The following is a 19829-nucleotide window of genomic DNA, read 5'->3' on the forward strand; positions in this document are numbered from 1 at the left end:
CGGCGTTCCCGACTGTGCCGAGCGGAATCGGTCAACAGCCAGAGCGGCTGGTCCCGGTGGGTGCCCTTGGGATGTCCCACCCGCTGAGCTGCGGGGGAGCGTCGGCCGAGGGTGCGGGCGTGGGACGTGGGACGCGGCGGAAGTGGCTTGTTCGAACGCGTGAAAAGGCCGCCGGGGAACTGGAATTGGTGCATCCGCCGTCTTTCGGAACACAAGGGGCGATGCGCCCGGGGAACCTTGCGACGCGTCCGGGGGACACCATGCCGCGTTGGAAAGAGCTGCCCGCGCAGCTGGGAGAGCAGGAGCGCCAGCTCCTCGTCCAGTTACGGCGGATGAAGGACCACAGTGGGCTCAGCCTGGCGTCGCTCGGCGCCAAGACGTCGTACAGCGGCTCCTCGTGGGAGCGGTATCTGAACGGCAAGAAGCCCGTGCCGCGCGCGGCGGTCGAGGAGCTGGCGCAGGTGTGCGGCGCGGATCCGACCCGGCTGCTCGTCCTGCACGAGGTGGCACGGGCGACGGACGGGCCCGAGGAGCCGCAGGACAGCGGGGTCGAGGCGGCGGAGCCCGTGGCCGCCGCCGGGCCGGTGACACGTGCGAGTGAGCCGCCCGGCCCGCCCGGTCCGGCCGCGCCGCCCGTGGGGCGCACCGTGCGGCTGCGGTCCGCGCTGGCCGCCCTGGTGCTCGCGGTGGCCGTCGCGTTCACGGGCGGTCTGCTCGCCGGGCAGGCGTTCACGGAGGACGAGGACGACACGGGGCGCGGCGTGTTCTCGTACGCGCAGGGGCGGACGTACGCGTGCGAGGACGGCCGCGCCGACGGCGTGCGGTACGCCGGGTACGCGACGACGGCCACCGCGATCCTCGACCGGGGGGGCAGCGGCTGGGAGGTCGTCGAGGCGCAGTGCCTGTTGAGGGCGCACGGCTTCGGCGCCGGGAAGGTCGACGGGGCGTACGGCGACGGGACGAAGGCCGCCGTCAAGCGCTTCCAGCGCGCGCGGGACCTGGTGGCCGACGGGATCGTCGGCCCGGACACCTGGGGAGCGCTGCGCAAGTGAAGGGGCGCGGGGAAAGGGGCGGGCCGTCGGCGCCGCCGCCCGCGTGTCTGCCGCTGGCCGAGGCCCTGCGGGAGCTGCGGGAGCGCACGGGGCTGAGCCTGGAGGCGCTCGGCCGCAGGACCGCGTACAGCAAGTCGTCCTGGGAGCGGTATCTCAACGGCAAGAAGCCCGTGCCGCGCAAGGCCGTCCTCGCGCTGTGCGCGCTCGCCGACGAACCGCCGGGCCGCCTGCTCGCGCTGTGGGACCTCGCGGACGCGGCGTGGAGCGGGCGGTCGGCGCGGGGGGACGGGGCGGGCGAGGGGGACCGGCCCGCCGAGGGCGGGACGGCGGAGGGCGGGACGGCGGAGGACCCCGGCACGCTCCTCGGTCCTGCCGGACCGGCATCGGGCGTGGCCACGGGCGGGCGGCGCCGCTGGACCGCGCTGGCGCTCGGGATCACCGCCGTCGCGGTGGTCGCGGGCGGCATGACGGCCGGGCTCGCCGCCACCGGCGACCGCGACCGGCGGAGCCACGTGGCGACCGAGCCCGCACCCGGCCCGTACGAGCCGCGCTGCGTCGGCGCGGCGTGCGAGGGCGAGCAGCCGCAGCGGATGGGCTGCGGCGGCCCGGGGCAGGTGGTGTCGCTCGCCACCCGCTCCTTCGCCCCGGGGCGCCGCGTCGAACTCCGCGTGGGCAAGGCGTGCAACGCGGTGTGGGCGCGGGCGACCGGGCTCCTTCCGGGCGACCGCGTGGTGGTCTCGCTGCCGGGCGCGCGGGCGAAGGAGGTGCGGGCGGACGAGGCCGCGGATACCCGTCGGTATCTGGCCACGTCCATGACAGCGCTCAAGGGGGCCGACCCGGCGTCGACGAGGGTGTGCGTGACGTTCGCGAGCACCGCGAAGAAGGCCTGCTTCTCCGGCTGAGTACCAAGAAGCACCAGTTCAGAGCCGCTTCGGTGGCGCAAGACGGCGCCCGTCCTCTCCCCCGTGGGAGGACGGGCGCCGCCGTACGTCCGGGAGCGGGATGCGCGCTCGCCGTGTGCCTCAAGCGTCGTGGACACGCCATCTTCGCTTCAAGGGCGGCCGGTCCCCTGTGGCACGGAAGTGACCATTCCGCAACGGTGTGCGGGGCCCGCAACGGCTGCGCGACGACCTGGCCCACGAGGCCCGTGCCGCAGGAACCAAACAGGGCTGTTCCCCCGTCACGTGACAAACCGGATATCGGAGAACCAGGGCGCGCGAGGAGGGATGGACGATGGGTGCGCGCGCGAGCGCCTGGCAGCCGCTGCCGGACGAACTGCCTTCGGAGGTACGGGACTTCGTGGAGCGGCTGCGGCTGCTCAAGGACCGCACGGGACTGAGTCTCGTCGGGCTCGGCGAGCGGACCTCATACAGCAAGTCCTCCTGGCAGCGTTACCTCAACGCCCGGCAGCCGCCGCCCCGGCAGGCCGTCCTTGCCCTGTGCCGGGTCGCGGGCGCGGACGCCGCCCGGCTGCTCGCGGCCCGGGACCTCGCGGTGCGGAGGTGGCCGCGGGGCGGCGCGGCCCCCGCACCGGACGCGGAGCGCAGGACACCGGCCGCGCCACCGTCACCGGCCGGGGCGCCGGCTCCCGTGCGGCGGGCGGCGGCGCCCTCCTGGCGTCTGGTGGCGTGTTCCGCGCTCGCCGTGGCCGTGCTGCTGCTCGTGAGCCTGCTGTGGGTCGTCTCGCAGCTGACGGCCGCCCGGGGCGAGGACCGCGACGGCCGGGGGAGCCCCGGGCCCGCGGGGCCCGGGCGGCCGCCGCGGGGATCAGTCGAACGACTTGTACGCGGCCTTCCGCCACTGGCCGTGGACCTTCACGTAGTACGTGCCCTGGAGGCGCTTGAAGGCGACGGTGTGCCGGAAGCCCATGAACAGGACCGTTCCGTCCGGCTCCGGCCCGGACAGGGAGTTGTCGGCGTCGCCGAACGTCTCCTTGCCGACGACGCCGTCGACGTCCTCCAGGTCCTCGTGCCGCTGCCACCAGCGCGTCGCGGACTCCGTGCGCTCCTCGAAGCGTCCCGTGATGTCCGACTTCCTGAAGGTGTGCAGCTCGCCGCCGCTGTCGCGCCACTTGGCGCCGTCCGCGTACAGGACCGTCTGCCACAGCGCGGTGGCGTCGCTGTTGGTGCTGTGGCTGTCGATGGACAGGGTGCCCTCGTCGCCCCAGTCGTTGTACGCGTAACCGCTGCCGTCGATGACGCGCGGCGCGGCGGCCGTGGCGAGCGGGGCGGCGGCGGTGAGCGCGAGGCCGGCGCCCGCGGTCGTGGCGACGGCGGCAGCGAGCAGCCGCCGGGCCCTCCGGCCGCCGGTGGTCGTGACGTGGCGCATGGAAATCCCCCGTGGTGTGGTCTGGTTCGGCCTGTTTCAGCCGGGTCCGGCACGGATGTGCCGCGTTCGATCCTTCGTTACGCAGGCACCCTGCAAAAGGGTCAAGTGGCGCATCCGGGACGGTTCTGGGACGTCCCGGCGTGGGACCTGGGGTTCCGCATCGTGCAACGGGATGTCGATGGGACACTGTGCGTCGACCGCGGAGCGTGCGACGGGGCGCATCTGGCCCATATGCTCCCGTGCGCCCCCAATCCGGGAACTGTCATCCTGGCTTGGCGCATCTCTCTGGGTAGTCCAGATCCGGAGCGTTCGGGGCTTGTACGGGGCACTGGGCCAGGGAGCACGATGCGTGGAGAACTTGCACGCACGGGGGGATTGGGGGAGCGATGCCTCGTTGGAAAGCGCTGCCGGACGACCTCGACCCACAGGTCAGGGAGTTCGCGAGCCAGCTGCGCAGACTCGTCGACAACAGCGGGCTCAGCATCGCCGCCGTCGCGGACAGGACCGGCTACAGCAAGACGTCCTGGGAGCGCTATCTGAACGGGCGGCTGCTCGCCCCCAAGGGCGCCGTCGTCGCGCTCGCCGAGGTCACCGGCACGCCCGCCGTGCACCTCGTCACCCTGTGGGAGCTCGCGGAGCGCGCCTGGAGCCGTTCCGAGATGCGGCACGACATGACGATGCAGGCCATCCGCATCTCCCAGGCCCGCGCGGCCCTCGGTGAACTCGGCACGCCCGACCCGCCCAAGGGCAAGGGCGGCTCCGGCAAGGCCCGGGGCGGCGTCGGCGCGGTGACCGGTGTGGCGGGCCCCGCCGGGGTGTCCCCGACGGTGCCGCCGCGCCAGGAGAGCGCGCGGTACGGGGCTCGGGCGGGGGCGCAGCCCGGGGCGGCCGCGGGGGCCGCGGGCCCCGCTGTGTCTTCGGCGCCTTCCGTGCCTTCCGTGCCTTCTGTACCTTCCGTGCCTTCCGCGGCTGCGGCTTCCGCCGCGTTCTCCACGCCCTCCGCGTCCGCCTCGTCGCCGTCCTCCGCCCCGTCCTCGTACGAGGCGTCTGCGACACCGCCCACGGCGGCGGCCTCCGCGCACGCCTCGGCCGCGACGTCGTACGGCAGCGGGGCGCGGGGCGTGACCACGGCCCCCGCGGGCCCCGTGGGCCCCGTGGGCCCCGACGGGAAGTCGCCCGACGGGCAGCGGCGCAAGCGGAAGCTGACGATGTTCCTCGCGGGCGTCGTCGGCGCGCTCGTCGTCATAGGAGCGGCCGCGTTCCTCACCGGCGTCGGCAAGGGCGACAAGGACGACGACAAGGCCAAGCCGTCCCCGACCCGCACCACCGCCACGGCGGACCTGCCCGCCGGGGTCGAGTGCAGCGGGGCCGCGTGTGCGGGCAAGGACCCCGAGAACATGGGCTGCGGCGGCGAGTTCGCCAGGACGACGGCCCGGGTGACCGTCGGTACGAAGACCCTCGTCGAGGTGCGCTACAGCAAGACCTGCGGGGCCGCGTGGGCGCGGATCACCCAGGCGAAGCCCGGCGACAAGGTGCAGATCAAGGGGGCGGACGCGGGGGCCGCGGGGCGGCAGAGCGGGACGGTGGCCGGGGCCGCGGACGTGGACGCGTACACGCCCATGGTGGCGGTCAAGTCGGGTACGCAGGCCAAGGCCTGCGCGACGCTTGCTTCGGGGGAACGGGCCTGCACGGAGTAGCTGCCGCTGGCTGAACGGGGCCTTGGCCGGGGCGGCGCCTTCCGGGGCGGGGCCTTCCGGGGCCGGGCCCGTCTGGCGGGGCCTTCCGGGGCCGGGCCCGTCTGGCGGAGCCTCCCAGGGCCGGGCCCGTCCGGCGGAGCCTGGCCTTGAGCTCCGGCGTCGCGCCGCGGGGATGGTCCCACCCACCCGCCCCTCGCCCAGGCACGCTCTGGCATCCGGGCTGCTGGCGGTGGGCCCTCCGCCGCGCCACGGCCCTGACGCGCAGGGCCTGGCGCCGCGCCCCCTGCCGCGCTGCGGGGTTGGTCCCACCCGCCCGCCCCCGCCCGGCAGGGCTTCAGCCCTGCGGCCCTCGCCGGGTCTGCCCTGTGCGGCCAAGAGGCGGGCCCCTGGGAACGGTTGCCGGTGCGGGGTGCCTCCTCGGCGCGGGCCGGTCGCCCGCAGGCCCGGCGCCTGCCCCCGCCCTGCGCGCCACCGGCTCGGTCCCTCCCGCCCCCGCCCGGCAGCTTCCGCCGGGCCCGGCTGCGCCGAAGCCGGCCCCTGCCGAACGGTTGCTCGGCGCCTGGGGCTGTGCCCACCCGTCCCGCCCTGCGGGACGATTGCCCACAGCGAGGTGGGGCTGTCGGGCTGGGCGGAGCCGCATGGAATGGCGCGGGCCCGCCACCCGCCCCCGGCCGTGGTGTTGGGCCTGGGGGCGCTGTGCCCGAGGCCCTGGCTGGCGAAGCCGGGGAGTTTCGGGTGGGTGGGTGGGAAACCACCGCCGCGGTAGCGGCGGAACCACCCACCCGGCGGCGGCGCTCCGCGTCGGGGCCCGGCCTCGCGAGGCCGGGGTGAGTCGGGTGGGCGGGTGGGAAAGACCGTCGCGGTAGCGGCGGCACGGGCCCACGGGGCGCGGCGCTCGGCGTCGGGGCCGGACCGGGCAAGGCAGGGGAGTTCCGGGCGGGTGGGTGGGAGGGCCCCCGCGGTAGCCCGGGGAGAGGGCGAAATTGGAGAGGCCCGAAGGGGAATGCCGGCCCCCGCGCCGGGCAGACGCACCGTACCCCCACGGGAGTGGTCACACCCCCACGGCGGCCGCCACCCCCCCCCTCTCCCGAGGTGGCGGCCGCCACCCCTCACCCCACAGGCACACCGGCCAAGGGCAACAGCCTCCCGCCAGGGCCACCCCGGCAAGGCCGGTCGGACCCCGCCGGAGGCCTGCCCAGCCACCCGGCCAAGGGCGCGGGCCGAGCCCGACCAAGGGGCGAACCCCACCATGTGGGGTGAGCCACACCGCCCTGGCGCCTCCGGCGAGAACCGGCGCGATAGCCTGACCGCGGATCTCTCTTGATGCCAAGAGATCGATCATCGAGGGCGTCGGTGGGGATCCAGCACATGGGGCAGGGACCCCCACCGCCAGCTGTCTTACGGAGATCGCCATGACCCGCACTCCCGTGAATGTCACCGTCACCGGCGCGGCCGGCCAGATCGGCTACGCGCTGCTGTTCCGCATCGCGTCCGGCCACCTGCTCGGCGCGGACGTGCCGGTCAACCTGCGCCTGCTGGAGATCACTCCGGCCCTGAAGGCCGCCGAGGGCACCGCGATGGAGCTCGACGACTGCGCCTTCCCGCTGCTGAACTCGATCGAGATCAGCGACGACCCGAACGTGGCCTTCGACGGTGCCAACGTCGCGCTGCTCGTCGGCGCCCGCCCGCGCACGAAGGGCATGGAGCGCGGTGACCTCCTGGAGGCCAACGGCGGCATCTTCAAGCCGCAGGGCAAGGCCATCAACGACCACGCCGCGGACGACATCAAGGTCCTGGTCGTGGGCAACCCGGCCAACACCAACGCGCTCATCGCGCAGGCCGCCGCCCCGGACGTCCCGGCGGAGCGCTTCACCGCGATGACCCGTCTGGACCACAACCGCGCGATCTCGCAGCTCGCGAAGAAGACCGGCGCGGCCGTCTCCGACATCAAGCGCCTCACCATCTGGGGCAACCACTCGGCGACCCAGTACCCGGACATCTTCCACGCGGAGATCGCGGGCAAGAACGCCGCCGAGGTCGTGGGCGACGAGCAGTGGCTGGCCGACACCTTCATCCCGACCGTCGCCAAGCGCGGCGCCGCGATCATCGAGGCCCGCGGCGCGTCCTCGGCCGCCTCGGCCGCGAACGCCGCCATCGACCACGTCCACACCTGGGTGAACGGCACCGCCGCCGGTGACTGGACCTCCATGGGCATTCCGTCCGACGGCTCGTACGGCGTCCCGGAGGGGATCATCTCCTCCTTCCCCGTCACCACCAAGGACGGCAAGTACGAGATCGTCCAGGGCCTGGAGATCAACGAGTTCTCCCGCGCCCGCATCGACGCCTCCGTCCAGGAGCTCTCGGAGGAGCGCGAGGCGGTCCGCGCCCTCGGCCTCATCTGAGTCTCAGCCATCGGGCCCATCGGTCCCGGACGATCCGTCAGGCTCGTCCACCGCATCTGAGCCAGGCAGGCTCATCCGTCTCCGGCGGGCCGTCAGGCCCAGCGGGACCGACGCGACGCATCCCGCCCCCGGCAGCCGTGCACCACGGCCGCCGGGGGCGTTCGGCGTTCCGTGGAGCCGTTCCACAAAGCGGTTCCACAAAGCGGTTCCACAACGCCGTTCCGTAGAGCTGTTCCGTAGAGCGCGACCGTCCCTTCCTTCACTGTTTCGAAGGGCGTGCGCCGGTTTCCCGGACAACCCCGTCGCCCGGCCACTACGGTTTCGCGCCATGCGAGGGGACACGCCACGCGAGCACCAGCACACCGAATCCACCCGCCTGCTGAGCGTCGGAGCGCGCCAGAACGCGGACTTCCGCCGACGCGTCATCGGCGAACTCGTCGGTCACGCCGAACGCCCGGTCGCGCCGCCGCTCGGCACCGACGTACTCCCGGTACTCGCGCACGCGCTGCGGGCCCGGCGCGAGGAGGTCGTCAGCGCGGCCCTGCTGTTCGCCGTGTGGGTGGGGTTTCTGGCCACCGACACGGTGATGGCCTGGGACGCGGCGAACGACCGGGCGGGCGGCGACGCGGGCCTCTCCCTCGGCGACACCCTGCTGCTGGCCTTCAACGGCGAGGGCGCGGAGGGATCCGGGGCCGAGGCGACCGGCCTGCTGCCCGGCGGCTGGGCCCTCTGGTACGGGGCGGTCGTGCTCCTGCTGTGGTGCGGGCGGATCGTCTCCGGCCGGGACACGGGCGTCGGGCAGCCGCTGCGACCGGTGCGGCTGCCCGCGGTGCTCGCCTGGCTGCGGTCGCGGTTCGGCTGGCTGGTGACCGTCGTCGCCCGGGTGTTCGCCCTCACGTACTGGGTCGCGGCGTTCGGCGGGGTCACGGACACGCCGTACCCGGTGATCTTCCCGCTGCTCGTCACGGTCGTGGTGTGGCGCCACCAGTTCCGCGCCAAGCGCGTGCTGCGCACCCAGCTCGCCCGGCAGGTGTTCGCCGAGACCGACCAGCCGGAGCTGCCCGCGCGGTACGCGGGGATCGCCGAGTGCGTGCGCAGGGAACAGGCGGCCCCGCTCACCCTCTACGACGTCAACCGCCCCTTCGTGGGTGCCGGAAAGCCCCGCAAGCCGTGGTCGGTCGTCCTGGAGCTGAAGCCCGACGACCGGCCGGACGCGGACGGCGGCGTACCGTCGCAGCGCCCCCGCGGGCCGCTGACCGCACGGGACGTCATCGCCATGATCGAGCCCCGGCTCAAGGGGCTGCGCAGGTCCGCGGGCCGGACGAGCAAGGACCGGCTGCGGGACCTGGAGATCGAGGAGTTCGTGTACCTGCCGTCGGGCGCGGGCCGCGACGAGAAGCTGTACACGGGCAACGGCGACGAGACCGCGCGGGTGTACGACGCGAGCGCGGTGCGGCGCCACCTCGCCGAGTCGGTGGGCGAGGGCGGCGAGGCCCGGCGGCACTTCCTGCGGCTGCGCGTCGGCTCCTGGAACGAGCAGGTCGTCGTCTCGCTCCTGGTCCGGGTGCACACGCAGGGCGGCATGCTCGTCCTTGAGGTGGTGCCGCACGTGCTTGGCCCGGTCCTGCCGGAGTTCCGCGGGGCCGACGCGGTCGCGGCGGGCGAGCCGGAGGGGCCGCTGCGGGACGCCCTGCGCGCGTGCGTGGACGGGCCCGCGTACGGCGTGGCGCTCGGCTTCGGCGCGCTGCGGGCACTGTCGTCGCTCGGCGCGGCGGCCCGGCGCTGGTGCGCCACCGGGGCCGGGGCCGGGTCGGGTCCCGACGTGTCGGCTCCGGCGGGCAAGGGCGCGCGGCGGCACGCCGGGGCGCGGCCTCCGGAGACGACGACGGCGCGCGCCGTACGGTTCCTGCGCGTCGTCGGCGCCCAGCTCCTGCCCGTGCGCACCGCGCCCCCGGACGCTCCGCTGGTCTCCCTGCGCGAACTCGCCGCCACCGACGAGCTGTCCCTGTTCCAGGAGATGGACGTCGCCCGGTACACGAAGACCCTCCAGGACCGCATCGGCGAAGGCGTCCGCGACGCGCTGCGGGCCAACGGCTACCGCACCGACCGCCTGGAGCAGAACATCACGCAGATCAACAACAGCGGCGTCTACATCAACGAGATGTCCGGCGGCGCCCTCGCCACCGGCTCGCACGGCCAGGCCACCCACACGGAGAAGACCACGGTATGAGTGACAACGCACAGGCCGCGAACACAGGCGGCGGGGCCACCGTCCACATCAACACGATCAGCGGCGGCTCCCAGTCCTTCGGCGACCACGGCACCGCCGAGTCCACCAACTGCACGACGGTCGTGGCGAGTCCGCAGTACGCGGACCTCCTCACGTCCGTACGACGGCTGCGCCGCGACCTGGAGCGCGGTGAGCGGGCGGCCGACGACGAGGTCCTCGACGCCGAACTGGCCGACGTGGAGGGCGAGATCGCCCGCACGGGCCGCTCCGGCGCCGGGCCGCTCGCCCGGGTGCGCGCCCGCCTCGCGGAGTACGCGCCCGCCGCCACGACGGCCGCGTCCGTGACGGCGGTGCTCCAGGCGCTCGCCCAGCTGCCCCAGCTTCCGGGCTGAGACGTGCGCGTCTTCGACGAGGACCGCCAGGAGTGGGTGGGCCACGAGCAGGAGCGGCAGGCCGTGGCGCTCCACGACCGGGACGCGGCGCGCCAGCGGACCGCCTGGCGCGGGGCCGTCACGGTGCTCGCGGTGTGCGGGCTCGCCTTCGGCACGTGGGCGCTCGGCTGGAAGGACGAGCCGGAGCCGACGGCGTCCCTGCTCGCGCCGCTGGCCTCGGCCGACAGCGCGGACACGGGCGACACGCCGTCGCAGCCCTCGCCGACGGACGGTCCGTCCGCGGCGGCCGGAAGCCTGCCGCGCGGCTACGAGACCGTGACCGACGCACGGGGCTTCCGGGTGGCCGTGCCGATCGGCTGGAGCCGCACCGCGGCGCCCGGGCAGGGCGGCATAGGAGTCGTCAACTACCGCAACTACGGCAGTTCGCAGCGGCTCCAGGTGTACGAGGTGAGCGAGCCGACCCCGCAAGCGTCGTTCCGGGACTTCCTGGACGACACCAAGGTTCCGAAGTCGTCCGCGTTCCAGAAGCTGTCCCTGGAGTCCATCGCCGAGGGCCAGCGGCTCACGTACGTCACGGGCCACATCGAGAACGAGCCCGACGTCGAGCCGTGGTACGTGGTGGACGACCGCTTCATGGCCGCCGACGGCAAGCTGTACGCACTGGTGGGGTACGGGTCCACCGCGACGGACCGGGCGCAGGTGCGGCAGCTCGTCAGCAACGCCCGCGCCTGGTTCTGCCCGCCGGGTTCGGTGTGCGTGGACCCCGACTGACGGCCGCCTCGATCTAGTCGCGCGTACGGCCGATGCCCGGGGCGACCACCGCGGCGGCGACGACCACGGCCACGCCCACCACCCGCAGCGCGGCCTCCATGCCGCCGGCGAAGTCGCCGCCGTGGTGGGCGAGGACCGTGCCGGTGACGGCCACGCCGAGCGCCGCGCCGATCTCCCGCGACGACGTGCTGAGGCCGGAGCCGAGGCCCGCCTGGTGCGGGGGCAGGGAGGCGACGACGCCCAGGGTCAGGGCGGGCATGCACAGGCCGGTGCCCGCCGAGATGACGAGGAGCCAGCAGGCGTACAGGGCGTAGGGGGTCGAGGCGTCGACCGTCGACGTGGCGAGCAGGCCCGCGCCGATGAGGAAAAGGCCCCCGCCGACGACGGGGCGCGGCACGGTGGACCAGCGCGCCGCGAGCCGGGGGACGAGCACCATGCCGACGGTCAGCGGCACGATGGCGAAGCCCGCCCGCGCGGCCCCGTACCCCTTCACGTACTGCAGGTACTGGGAGTTGACGAAGAAGAGCGAGAAGAGCCCGAAGAAGCTGGCGGCCGTGCCGAGGGTCGCCGCGCGCAGCCGCGGGGAGCGGAAGACGCGCGGGTCGAAGAGCGGCGCCCGCGAGCGCAGCGCGTGCCCGACGAAGGCGGCGATCAGGGCCGCGCCCACCGCGAAGGCGGACAGGATGCGGGCCGACGTCCAGCCGTACAGCGGGCTTTCGATGATGCCGAAGAGGACCGCGACCAGACCGGCGATGAGCAGCAGCGCGCCGAGCGGGTCGAGGGCCGGTGCCTCCTGGGCCACGGGGGTGCGCGGCGTCGTACGGGCCACCGCGAGGGCGAGCAGCGCACCGAGCGGGAGCATGACCCAGAACAGGGCGCGCCAGGAGAGGTGTGCGCCGATGAGGCCGCCGCCGACGTTGCCCGCGAGGCCGCCGAGGCCCGCCGAGAGCGCCCAGGACGCGAGGACGCGGGGCTTCTCCTGCGGCGTCGCGACGCGCATCAGGATCGACAGGGTCGCGGGCATGATCAGCGCGGCCCCGGCGCCGGAGACGCCGCGCCCGGCGATGAGGAGGGCGGGCGTGGTGGCGAGCGCGCTCACCGTGGCGCCCGCGCCGAACAGGCCGAGCCCGGTGAGCAGCGCGCCCTTGCGGCCGTAGCGGTCGCCGAGCGCGCCCGCCGGGATCAGCAGGCCCGCGAAGACGATCGTGTAGGCGTCGACGGTCCAGAGCAGTTCGCTCGCGTCGGGCCGCAGCGACGACGACGTGAGCTGGGGGAGCAGCAGGTTGATGGCAGCGACCATGCTCTGGGCCACGAGGACGCAGGCGCACAGGACGACGAGGGTGGTGGTCTTGAGGGCGGCCGGACGCGGCGGCGCGGCCGTGGCCGGGGCTTGGCTGAGGGCAGGGGAAGGCAAGGCTCCTCCTCGGGAGCGGTGTGGGGTGGGGATGCACCGTCACCGTAGGCTCGCCCCGTATCTGCTTTCCAGTGCAATCTCTGCAAGGAGTGATTGCGTGTGACGCAATCCAGCGAGCCCGCGCCGCCGCACCGGCCCGGCGCCGGTGTGCCGTCCCGCCCCGACGTCGACCTCAATCTGCTGGTCGCCCTCGACGCGCTGCTCGACGAGGGCAGCGTGCGCGGCGCGGCCCGGCGGCTGCACCTCTCCGAGCCCGCGATGAGCCGGACGCTCGGCCGGGTCCGCAAGGCGCTCGGCGACCCGGTCCTGGTGCGGGCGGGCCGCCACCTGGTGCCCACGCCGTACGCGCTCGCGGTGCGGGCGGAGGTCGGCGCGGTGGTGGAGCGGGCCCGCGCGGTGTTCGCCGGGCCCGGCGCCCAGGACCTGCGCACCGTCGAGCGGACGCTGACGATCGTGGGCCAGGACTCGCTGGCCGCGACCTACGCCCCGGCGCTCTTCGCCCGCGCCGCCGCGGAGGCTCCCGGCGTGCGGCTCCGCTTCTTGCCGGAGAGCCATCTGGACGCGCCCGTGCTGCGCGAGGGCGTCGCGGACCTGGAGGTCGGCGTGATCGACACGGTGGCGCCCGAGGTGCGGATCGAACACTTCCTGGAGGACACGATGAAGGGCCTGGTCAGGCCCGGACATCCGCTCCTCGACGGCGAGTTGACGCCCGGCAGGTTCGCCGCGGCGGACCATCTGACGGTGTCCCGCAAGGGCCGGATGGCGGGCCCGATGGACACGGCCCTCGCCGAACTGGGCCTGGAGCGCCGGGTGGTCGGCAACGTGGGCACGTACACCGCGTCGCTGTTCATCCTGCTGCGCACCGACCTGGTGGGGCTCATCACCGGCTGGATGCGGCCGCTGGCCGAGGAGCTCGGCCTCGTCAGCTTCCCGATCCCCCTGGAGCTGCCGCCGCTGCGCCTCGCCATGGCCTGGCACCCGCGCCACGACGCCGACCCGGCCCACGCGTGGCTGCGCGGCTGCGTCCGCGAGCTGGTGCGCCGCACCTGAGCGGCCGTGTCCGTACGCGGCCCGCGGGGGCGTCTGAGTACGTGGTCTGAGTACGCGTGCTCTGTCCCGGCCGCCGCGCGTGCGATGGACTGCGACGCATGCGACAGACCCAGGACACGCGGTGGTACGCCGTCCGGGCGCCGGAGCGGCCGTGGTACGCCGCCCGGACCCCGGAGCGGGACGAGTGGTGGTGTCTCGCCCCGACCGCCGCCACGGCGCTCGCGCTGCTGTGCGCGTTCCTGCGGCTCAGGGGCGCCGAACTGCCCTTCTTCTGGATCGCGTTGACCTATACGCCGGGCTTCCTGCTGGTCGCGGGGAGCTGGTTCACGCCGCGGACGCGGGAGGCGCGGGGGGTGCGCGTGAGCCTCGCCGCGGTGGGCTGCGTGCTGACCTGGCTGACCGTGAAGGCGTTCACGGCCGCGCTGTACGTCGTCGCCGTCCTGGCGTGGCTGAGCCAGGGCGACGGCTGAGACCCGGGCCGCTGGGGGGCGGCCCGGGTCAGTGATCCACGCGGAGGGGTGGGGCCTGCTAGAACTGCGGTTGCTGTGACTGCTGCATCTGCTGCGCGTGCTGCTGGATGGCGCCCCTGGGCACCTCGATCTCCACGCCGCGGACCAGCATCCGGTCGTCGTAGGCGACGCGGACGGCCTGGCCGGTCTGGATCGCGAAGACGATGGACTGGATCGCGAACTCGCTCGGGTCGAGCAGCTGCACGGGGCGGCCGTCGACCAGTAGGACCAGGGCCCTCTCATAGCCCGGGAACGGGACGACGGGGGCGCGTACGGCCTGCGCGTAGCCGACCTGGAACTGGGTCTGCGGCTGCGTTCCGGTCTGCTGGCCCATCTGCTGGAGCAGGCCCTGGAAGGGCTGCTGCTGGCCGAACTGTTGCAGCTGCTGCTGCAGCTGGGGCGGCAGCTGGGACTGGCCCTGGCCCTGGCCCTGCTGCGGGAACTGCGACTGCCCGTGCTGCTGCGGCGCGGTACCGATGCCGCTGAGGCCGACGGGTGCGAACGTTGACATTCCTGTCTCACCTTTCTCTCGGGCTGCTCTCGGGCTTCTCTCGGGTTCCTCTCGGACTTGGCTTCGGTCTGGGTGCCTGGTCGTCACCCTCGTACCGGCCGGGCCGTCTGGGTAGCCGCACATCACGACAAACCGGAGAGAGGGGGTGAGGGGGTCGATACAAGACATGGTTCGCGTTTCATCCGCCCCGCGCCCGCGTGCGTCCGAGGTCGAGGGCGGGCTCCGGCGTGCGCCGCGGAGCGTCAATCCGGCTTCCGGACGATTCGCGCCGGGGGTGCCTGCCGGGGCGTGACCTTCGGGTCTCCGTCCGGAAAGCGGCCGTCCGCTGTTGCCCACCTACTGCTGAATGTAGTACTTCTTATACATGAGCGAGCAAGTCCACAACAGGTTGGCCGTGGTGCGCGCCGAGCGGAAGGTGTCGCGCCAGAGCCTGGCCGAGGCCGTGGGCGTCCACTACCAGACCATCGGCTACATCGAGCGCGGGCAGTACAACCCGAGCCTCGACCTCGCCCTGAAGATCGCGAAGTACTTCGGGCTGCCGGTCGAGGCGCTGTTCTCCTTGGAGCCTTTTCGCCCGCTCACGGACGAGCTGTACGGGAGGGACCAGTAAGTCATGGCACAGCAAGAGCAGTTGACCTCGTACGACCGGCGCATGCAGGCCCTGATGAACCGCACCGAGGGCGAGCCGCTGTACCGCACGGCCGGGCGGCGCCGCGCCGTCGTCGGCGCGCACATCGCGCTGTCCGTCGCCGCCGTCGCCGCCTGGCTCGGCACGGTGATCGGCGAGTCGTCCTGGGCGGTGTGGGTGATGCTCGGCCTGCTGCTGCCCTGGTGCGTGGCCACCGGGATCATCAACGGCGCCACGCGCGGCCTGCTCGAGCTGCGGCCGCGCGCCCTCGACGAGCGCCAGCGCGGCGAGCGCGACCGGGTGCGGGCCCGCGCCCACCAGGTCATGACCTGGCTGCTGCTCGCGGCCGTGGTCGGCACGGGCGTCGCCGGGTTCGCCGGAGTGGACGTCAAGGCGCTGGTGTTCCAGGTGACGCTCTGCGCCTTCGTCGCGCACTGGCTGATGCCGCTGTGGGTGGCGGGCCTGACGGCCCGGGACGAGCCCGTCGACGAGGCCGACGGCTTCGCGGCTCGGGCCGCCGCCTGAGCGTGCCCCTCGGGGCGCGCTCCGGGCGACGACGGGAGGTCCTCAGGTCCGCTGGAGCTGGTCCTGGAGCTTGGCGATGTCCACGGATTCACCGGCCGAAGGCGTCTTCGTGGGCACTGGCTCGCCATAGTCACTCAGCGTGGTTGTCTTGTCCTCGCCGTCGCCCTTCTCCGTGGCGCGGATCAGATAGGGCTTCCCCTCGGACGCCACGTACAGCGTCTTCTTCTTGCCGTCCTCGGTGGACGTGAGCGGTACGACCTCGGTGCCGTCGACCGTGGTGACGTCGCCCTTCTTCAGCTTGTCCGTGTCGTCGTCGGAGTCCTCGTCGACCGACTTCTGGAGCTTCTTGAGGTCGCAGACCTCGGACAGGCCCTTGAGCAGCGGGTCGCTCGTGCTGCCGTGGATGTAGCGGTTCTTGAACAGCTCGGCGGCGGCCGCGCCGTCGCCGCCCGGCACCTGGTGGCGCCAGAACGCGCTGTCCGGCCGCATCCACACCTTGTCGCCCCGCTTGACCAGGTCGGCGGAGCCGCCGCCCGCGGCGAAGGTCAGCTTGCCCGTGCAGTTGCCTTCGCGGTCGAGCGTCAGGTCCATCGCCGCCGGTTCGTCCTTCTCGGCGTCGGTGCCCTTCTCCGCCAGAGTGATGTGCACCGACTTGGCGTCGAGCAGCTCCTGCTTCGCCTTGTCCGAGATTTCCTGGGCGCTGAGCTCCGAGGTCTTGTCCTGCTTGTCGTCCTTGCTGTCGTCCGACGAACACGCCGGGACGAGCAGGGCCAGGGCCGCCGCCGCACAGACCCCGGTAGCGGTCCGTGCTGACATAAGAGACATTCGCCTCATAGAGTCACCTCCGGTGACAGAACGTGCTTCGAGCGTACGTTTCCCCTCGCGTACCCGCATACGCAGTGACACAGCGCACTTTCGGCCATCGAATACGCATGCTTTCCCCGGGCCAGGGCAGGTGCACCCGGCTACCACGAGTGACCAGGTGGGGCGCAAGGCAGGAAAGTGCCAGGAACGGAAGGCAACAGGGACGTGTCCGCACAACAGACCATCCACGTCGGCGGCGAATGGCGCGCGGCCGCGAACGGCGCAACGCGCGAGATCCTCGACCCGGCGGACGCCAAGCCCTTCGCCGTCATCGCCGAGGGCGGCGCCGAGGACGCGGACGCCGCGATCACCGCCGCCCGCCGGGCCTTCGACGAGGGCCCCTGGCCGGGCACGCCCGTCGCCGAGCGCGCCGCGCTCCTTCGCCGCGTCGCCGACCTGCTGGTCCGCGACCGCGAGGAGATCGGGCTCCTGGAGAGCCGGGACGCGGGCAAGACCCTGGAGGAGGGCCGCGTCGACGTCGACTGCGTGGCCGACGCCTTCCGGTACTTCGCCGACCTCGTGATCGGCGAGGGCGCGGGCCGCGTCGTCGACGCCGGGTCCGACGACATCCACAGCGTCGTCGTGCACGAGCCCATCGGCGTCTGCTCGATGATCACTCCCTGGAACTACCCGCTGCTCCAGGCCAGTTGGAAGATCGCTCCCGCCCTCGCGGCCGGGAACACCTTCGTCATCAAGCCCAGCGAGATCACGCCCCTCACGACGGTCGCGCTCATCGAGCTGCTCGTCGAGGCCGGTCTCCCCGAGGGCGTCGCCAACATCGTCACCGGGCCCGGCCACACCGTCGGCGCCCGGCTCGCCGATCACCCCGACGTGGACCTGGTGTCCTTCACCGGCGGGCTCGTCTCCGGCACCAAGGTCGCCCAGGCCGCGGCCCTCGGCGTGAAGAAGGTCGCCCTCGAACTCGGCGGCAAGAACCCCAACGTCGTCTTCGCCGACGCCTGCGCCACCGACGAGGGTTTCGACACGGCCGTCGACCAGGCGCTCAACGCCGCGTTCATCCACAGCGGCCAGGTCTGCTCGGCGGGCGGCCGGCTCATCGTCGAGGAGTCCGTGCGCGAGCGCTTCGTGGCCGAACTCGCCCGCCGCGCCGAGAAGATCAAGCTGGGCCGCGGCACCGAGGACGGCGTCGAGGTCGGCCCGCTCGTCTCCAAGGAGCAGCGCGAGAAGACCGAGGCGTACGTGGCCTCCGCCCTGGCCGAGGGCGCCGCGCTGCGCTGCGGCGGCAAGCGCCCCGAGCCGAGCGGCACCAGGCCCGCCACCGGCTACTTCTACGAGCCGACCGTGCTCGATCTGTGCCACCGCGAGATGAAGGTCGTGCGCGAGGAGGTCTTCGGCCCGGTCCTGACCGTGGAGACCTTCCGCACCGAGGACGAGGCCCTGGCCCTCGCCAACGACACCGAGTACGGCCTCGCGGGCGCCGTGTGGACCACCGACTCCGGCCGTGCCCGGCGCATGGCCCGGCGGATGCGCCACGGCACCATCTGGATCAACGACTTCCACCCCTACCTGCCGCAGGCGGAGTGGGGCGGCTTCGGCAAGAGCGGCGTCGGCCGCGAGCTGGGCCCGGCCGGACTCGCCGAGTACCGCGAGGCCAAGCACGTCTACGAGAACCTGGCGCCCGCGCCGGTCCGCTGGTTCAAGGGCTGAGGCCCCAAGGCCCCCGGCCGGGACCCCCGACGGTCCCGGCCCGGGCCCCGCCCCCGAGCCCGTACGACCGCAATCCCCCTTACGCGCAAGCACCTTGGCAGCGACGAGGAGCAGTACCCCCATGACTGGAACGTCTGAAACCCCCCAGGCCCCGGCCGAGTTCGACTACGTGATCGTCGGCGGCGGCACCGCGGGATCGGTGATCGCATCCCGGCTCACCGAGAACCCCGACGTCACCGTCGCGGTGATCGAGGGCGGCCCGAGCGACATCGACCGCGAGGACGTCCTGACGCTGCGCAAGTGGCTCGGCCTGCTCGGCGGCGAGCTCGACTACGAGTACACGACCACCGAACAGCCGCGCGGCAACTCGCACATCCTGCACAGCCGCGCCAAGGTCCTCGGCGGCTGCTCCTCGCACAACACGCTGATCTCCTTCAAGCCGCTGCCGTCCGACTGGGACGAGTGGGAGGCCGCGGGCGCCACCGGCTGGAACGCCGAGGCCATGGACCCCTACTACGGCAAGCTGCGCAACAACGTCGTACGCGTCGCCAAGAAGGACCAGAACCAGATCGCCAGCGACTGGATCGAGGCCGTCAAGGAAGCCCTGGACGTCCCCGAGGTCGTCGGCTTCAACGACCGGCCCTTCGACGAGGGCGTCGGCTTCTTCGACCTGGCCTACCACCCGGAGAACAACAAGCGCTCCTCCGCGTCCGTCGCCTACCTCCACCCGCACATGGAGGCGGGCGACCGCCCGAACCTCCACCTGTTCCTGGAGACGTGGGCGTACAAGCTGGAGCTCGACGGCAAGACCGCGCGCGGCGTCCACGTGCGCACCAAGGACGGCGTGGAGAAGCTGCTCACCGCCCGCCGCGAGGTGCTCGTCTGCGCGGGCGCCGTCGACACCCCGCGCCTGCTGATGCACTCGGGCATCGGACCGGCCAAGGACCTCCAGGCCCTGGGCATCCCGGTCGTCCACGATCTGCCGGGCGTCGGCGAGAACCTCATCGACCACCCCGAGTCGGTCATCGTCTGGGAGACCGAAGGGCCGATCCCGGGCAACTCCGCGATGGACTCCGACGCGGGCCTGTTCGTGAAGCGGGACCCGGAGCACAAGGGCCCCGACCTGATGTTCCACTTCTACCAGATCCCGTTCACGGACAACCCGGAGCGCCTCGGCTACGAACGCCCCGAGCACGGCGTGTCGATGACCCCGAACATCCCCAAGTCCCGTGCCCGCGGCCGTCTCTACCTCACGTCCGCGGACCCCGAGGTCAAGCCCGCCCTGGACTTCAAGTACTTCGAGTACGACGAGAACGGTGTCGACTACGACGGGCAAACGCTCGTCGACGGCATCAAGCTGGCCCGCAAGGTCGCCGAGGCCGAGCCGTTCAAGAAGTGGCTCAAGCGGGAGGTCTTCCCCGGCCCGCACGTCACCGACGACGCCGAGATCAGCGAGCTCGTCCGCAAGGCCGCGCACACCGTCTACCACCCGGCGGGCACCTGCCGAATGGGTGCTTCCGGTGATGAACTCGCCGTGGTGGACCCGGAGTTGAAGATCCGGGGCCTGTCCGGAATCCGTATCGCGGACGCATCCGTCTTCCCGACGATGCCGGCCGTGAACCCGATGATCGGAGTGCTCATGGTCGGGGAGAAATGTGCCGAGATCCTTGGGGGTGACGGCCGATGAGCGAGGCCGCGATACCCCTGGCGGGGAGCACAGCGAAGTCCGTGACCGCGGGTGGGCGCCCGGCCGCCACGACGCCTGTGACCGTCGAGACGCCCGTGACC

The 19829-nt window shown here is 73.2% G+C and carries 17 protein-coding genes and 1 pseudogene; 14 read left to right on the forward strand and 4 right to left on the reverse strand.

Annotation, left to right across the window (positions count from 1 at the left end; genetic code table 11):
- Positions 1 to 260: 260 nt before the first annotated feature.
- The 3 genes and pseudogenes from MQV74_RS25180 to MQV74_RS25190 all read left to right on the forward strand — a co-directional run.
- Positions 261 to 1052, forward strand: coding sequence for a peptidoglycan-binding protein (locus tag MQV74_RS25180; RefSeq protein ID WP_242721380.1), 792 nt, complete (start codon positions 261 to 263; stop codon positions 1050 to 1052).
- Positions 1049 to 1954, forward strand: a complete 906-nt coding sequence (locus tag MQV74_RS25185) for a helix-turn-helix domain-containing protein (RefSeq protein WP_242721383.1) — start codon at positions 1049 to 1051, stop codon at positions 1952 to 1954. Before MQV74_RS25180 ends, MQV74_RS25185 begins: the two co-directional genes overlap by 4 nt.
- A 331-nt stretch (positions 1955 to 2285) precedes the next feature.
- Positions 2286 to 2592, forward strand: a pseudogene (locus tag MQV74_RS25190) (helix-turn-helix domain-containing protein); the annotation flags it as partial.
- 227 nt (positions 2593 to 2819) lie between these two features.
- Here the strand turns inward: MQV74_RS25190 and MQV74_RS25195 are convergent.
- Positions 2820 to 3380, reverse strand: a complete 561-nt coding sequence (locus MQV74_RS25195; protein ID WP_242721386.1) for a peptidoglycan-binding domain-containing protein — start codon at positions 3378 to 3380, stop codon at positions 2820 to 2822.
- 386 nt (positions 3381 to 3766) lie between these two features.
- On the opposite strand from MQV74_RS25195, the gene MQV74_RS25200 reads away from it, so the two are divergent.
- From MQV74_RS25200 to MQV74_RS25220, 5 genes are all read left to right on the forward strand, one after another.
- The gene (locus MQV74_RS25200; protein ID WP_242721390.1) at positions 3767 to 5077 is read left to right on the forward strand and encodes a helix-turn-helix domain-containing protein; all 1311 of its coding nucleotides are present in this window, start codon (positions 3767 to 3769) and stop codon (positions 5075 to 5077) included.
- Between the two features lie 1412 nt (positions 5078 to 6489).
- Positions 6490 to 7479: a malate dehydrogenase gene (locus MQV74_RS25205; protein ID WP_242721392.1), complete on the forward strand. Its 990-nt coding sequence runs from the start codon at positions 6490 to 6492 to the stop codon at positions 7477 to 7479.
- A gap of 328 nt (positions 7480 to 7807) precedes the next feature.
- The gene (locus tag MQV74_RS25210; RefSeq protein WP_242721396.1) at positions 7808 to 9709 is read left to right on the forward strand and encodes a hypothetical protein; all 1902 of its coding nucleotides are present in this window, start codon (positions 7808 to 7810) and stop codon (positions 9707 to 9709) included.
- The gene (locus MQV74_RS25215) at positions 9706 to 10101 is read left to right on the forward strand and encodes a hypothetical protein (RefSeq protein WP_242721399.1); all 396 of its coding nucleotides are present in this window, start codon (positions 9706 to 9708) and stop codon (positions 10099 to 10101) included. Before MQV74_RS25210 ends, MQV74_RS25215 begins: the two co-directional genes overlap by 4 nt.
- Positions 10102 to 10104: 3 nt before the next feature.
- Positions 10105 to 10872 carry a hypothetical protein gene (locus tag MQV74_RS25220; RefSeq protein ID WP_242721402.1) on the forward strand — a complete coding sequence of 256 codons (768 nt, stop codon included), beginning with the start codon at positions 10105 to 10107 and terminating at the stop codon, positions 10870 to 10872.
- A gap of 13 nt (positions 10873 to 10885) precedes the next feature.
- Here the strand turns inward: MQV74_RS25220 and MQV74_RS25225 are convergent, their stop codons facing one another.
- Positions 10886 to 12286 carry an MFS transporter gene (locus MQV74_RS25225; protein WP_242721404.1) on the reverse strand — a complete coding sequence of 467 codons (1401 nt, stop codon included), beginning with the start codon at positions 12284 to 12286 and terminating at the stop codon, positions 10886 to 10888.
- 93 nt (positions 12287 to 12379) lie between these two features.
- On the opposite strand from MQV74_RS25225, the gene MQV74_RS25230 reads away from it, so the two are divergent.
- Together MQV74_RS25230 and MQV74_RS25235 are read left to right on the forward strand one after the other, a co-directional pair.
- The gene (locus MQV74_RS25230; RefSeq protein ID WP_374120683.1) at positions 12380 to 13336 is read left to right on the forward strand and encodes a LysR family transcriptional regulator; all 957 of its coding nucleotides are present in this window, start codon (positions 12380 to 12382) and stop codon (positions 13334 to 13336) included.
- A gap of 98 nt (positions 13337 to 13434) precedes the next feature.
- Positions 13435 to 13806: a hypothetical protein gene (locus MQV74_RS25235; protein WP_242721406.1), complete on the forward strand. Its 372-nt coding sequence runs from the start codon at positions 13435 to 13437 to the stop codon at positions 13804 to 13806.
- Between the two features lie 58 nt (positions 13807 to 13864).
- Here MQV74_RS25235 and MQV74_RS25240 read toward each other — a convergent pair whose 3' ends face one another.
- Positions 13865 to 14356 (reverse strand): hypothetical protein, encoded by a 492-nt coding sequence (locus MQV74_RS25240; protein ID WP_242721409.1) that lies wholly within the window; start codon positions 14354 to 14356, stop codon positions 13865 to 13867.
- A 364-nt stretch (positions 14357 to 14720) separates the two neighbouring features.
- Between MQV74_RS25240 and MQV74_RS25245 the strand changes: the two genes are divergently transcribed.
- Together MQV74_RS25245 and MQV74_RS25250 are read left to right on the forward strand one after the other, a co-directional pair.
- Positions 14721 to 14966 carry a helix-turn-helix transcriptional regulator gene (locus tag MQV74_RS25245; RefSeq protein ID WP_138961404.1) on the forward strand — a complete coding sequence of 82 codons (246 nt, stop codon included), beginning with the start codon at positions 14721 to 14723 and terminating at the stop codon, positions 14964 to 14966.
- A gap of 3 nt (positions 14967 to 14969) precedes the next feature.
- Positions 14970 to 15509, forward strand: a complete 540-nt coding sequence (locus MQV74_RS25250; protein WP_242721412.1) for a hypothetical protein — start codon at positions 14970 to 14972, stop codon at positions 15507 to 15509.
- A 42-nt stretch (positions 15510 to 15551) separates the two neighbouring features.
- Here MQV74_RS25250 and MQV74_RS25255 read toward each other — a convergent pair whose 3' ends face one another.
- Positions 15552 to 16325: a hypothetical protein gene (locus MQV74_RS25255; RefSeq protein ID WP_242721414.1), complete on the reverse strand. Its 774-nt coding sequence runs from the start codon at positions 16323 to 16325 to the stop codon at positions 15552 to 15554.
- Between the two features lie 213 nt (positions 16326 to 16538).
- On the opposite strand from MQV74_RS25255, the gene MQV74_RS25260 reads away from it, so the two are divergent.
- Complete coding sequence (locus MQV74_RS25260; RefSeq protein ID WP_242721417.1) at positions 16539 to 18041, forward strand: aldehyde dehydrogenase family protein; 1503 nt, start codon at positions 16539 to 16541, stop codon at positions 18039 to 18041.
- A gap of 121 nt (positions 18042 to 18162) precedes the next feature.
- A complete protein-coding gene (locus MQV74_RS25265; RefSeq protein ID WP_242721420.1) occupies positions 18163 to 19728 on the forward strand; it encodes a GMC family oxidoreductase in 1566 nt (521 codons plus the stop codon).
- The last annotated feature ends 101 nt before the right edge of the window (positions 19729 to 19829 follow it).

This window comes from Streptomyces sp. AN091965 (assembly GCF_022698285.1).
Taxonomy (GTDB): domain Bacteria; phylum Actinomycetota; class Actinomycetes; order Streptomycetales; family Streptomycetaceae; genus Streptomyces.

Bases quoted from the DNA above. Each gene is read 5' to 3' on its own strand.
- MQV74_RS25180 (WP_242721380.1), top strand. From the start codon at position 261: ATGCCGCGTTGGAAAGAGCTGCCCGCGCAGCTGGGAGAGCAGGAGCGC.
- MQV74_RS25195 (WP_242721386.1), bottom strand. From the start codon at position 3,380: ATGCGCCACGTCACGACCACCGGCGGCCGGAGGGCCCGGCGGCTGCTC.
- MQV74_RS25200 (WP_242721390.1), top strand. From the start codon at position 3,767: ATGCCTCGTTGGAAAGCGCTGCCGGACGACCTCGACCCACAGGTCAGG.
- MQV74_RS25205 (WP_242721392.1), top strand. From the start codon at position 6,490: ATGACCCGCACTCCCGTGAATGTCACCGTCACCGGCGCGGCCGGCCAG.
- MQV74_RS25210 (WP_242721396.1), top strand. From the start codon at position 7,808: ATGCGAGGGGACACGCCACGCGAGCACCAGCACACCGAATCCACCCGC.
- MQV74_RS25215 (WP_242721399.1), top strand. From the start codon at position 9,706: ATGAGTGACAACGCACAGGCCGCGAACACAGGCGGCGGGGCCACCGTC.
- MQV74_RS25235 (WP_242721406.1), top strand. From the start codon at position 13,435: ATGCGACAGACCCAGGACACGCGGTGGTACGCCGTCCGGGCGCCGGAG.
- MQV74_RS25240 (WP_242721409.1), bottom strand. From the start codon at position 14,356: ATGTCAACGTTCGCACCCGTCGGCCTCAGCGGCATCGGTACCGCGCCG.
- MQV74_RS25245 (WP_138961404.1), top strand. From the start codon at position 14,721: ATGAGCGAGCAAGTCCACAACAGGTTGGCCGTGGTGCGCGCCGAGCGG.
- MQV74_RS25250 (WP_242721412.1), top strand. From the start codon at position 14,970: ATGGCACAGCAAGAGCAGTTGACCTCGTACGACCGGCGCATGCAGGCC.
- MQV74_RS25255 (WP_242721414.1), bottom strand. From the start codon at position 16,325: ATGTCAGCACGGACCGCTACCGGGGTCTGTGCGGCGGCGGCCCTGGCC.
- MQV74_RS25265 (WP_242721420.1), top strand. From the start codon at position 18,163: ATGACTGGAACGTCTGAAACCCCCCAGGCCCCGGCCGAGTTCGACTAC.